At 73.4% G+C, this 1,024-nt stretch carries 1 pseudogene; it reads right to left on the bottom strand.

The annotated features are described in order from the left end of the window. Nucleotides 1–637 (bottom strand): annotated as a pseudogene (locus E0D90_RS25775) (phosphatase); the annotation flags it as partial. Nucleotides 638–1,024 lie beyond the last annotated feature (387 nt).

Genomic DNA, 1,024 nt, shown 5'->3' on the forward strand with positions numbered 1-1,024 from the left:
CGCCCCCGGCCGCCCCCTGGTGGCGCACCGCCAGCGACGCTCCCGGCACCCGCGGCAGCCGCCGGCCCAGCAGCCCCAGGTGCAGCTCGCGGGCGGTGTCCCGGGCGCGGTCCAGCTCGATGCGGTTGCCGATGTGCTGGGTCGCCTGCCGCAGGTAGAGGCCGAGCAGATGGCGCTGCCGCTCGTCGGGGTGGGCCGGCTCGTCGTAGAACCAGACCGCCGCGCCCAGCCGCAGCCCGTCGGCGTCGGTCAGCGGCTGCGCGTAACTGGCGGCGAAGCCCAGCCGCGCCGCGACCTCGCGGTGACGGGGATCGAGTTCGTGGTCCGCCGGGATGTCTCCACAGGCGATCTCCGCCGGGCAGGCACCGGCGACGGCGTCCATCAGCCGGCTGTGCGAGGCGGAACTGCGCGGCACCGTCTCGATGTCGCCGAGGTCGGCCGGGCCCAGGCCCAGGCCCACCAGCCGGTCGTGGGCGCCACCGTCGGCCGGGCGGAGCGCGATGAGCCCCCGGCGGGCGCCCGCCAGCGACGCCCCGGCACGCAGCGTCTCCCGCAGCGCGTCGTCCACGGTGCGGGTGCGTGGCAGCCGTTCGCTGAGATCGTGGAGCGTGGTCAGGTCGGAGATCCAGGACGCCATCCGGTCCTGCATCGCCCCCGCGGCGCCGGCCGCCCCACGCGCCGCCCCGCGCCATGCGGCCGGGGTGCGCCCCGCAGTGTGGCCAGGCGCGGTGAGCGGGGGGTGGATTCCGGTCACATTCGGCAGGGATGAGCTACTCATCAGCATCGACTTCCGCCGTGTCTTCTTCTCGCAAGATCATCGCGAACCCCCATGTCATGTGCGCCACGGTGGAGACATTCCACATGTACACGCGCCGATGAGGCGATGTCCAGCATGGTCCGATTGGGCACGATGATGGACAGCTCAACGCCCGGTTCCCGGGCGACAGGCCGCACCACCCCGATATTTGGCGGAAAAGCCCCTCCCCTGCGGCGGCTTCACGGTCCCCTGAAGGTGCCCGCACAC

The sequence above is a fragment of the Streptomyces otsuchiensis genome (assembly GCF_004305975.1).
GTDB lineage: Bacteria > Actinomycetota > Actinomycetes > Streptomycetales > Streptomycetaceae > Streptomyces > Streptomyces otsuchiensis.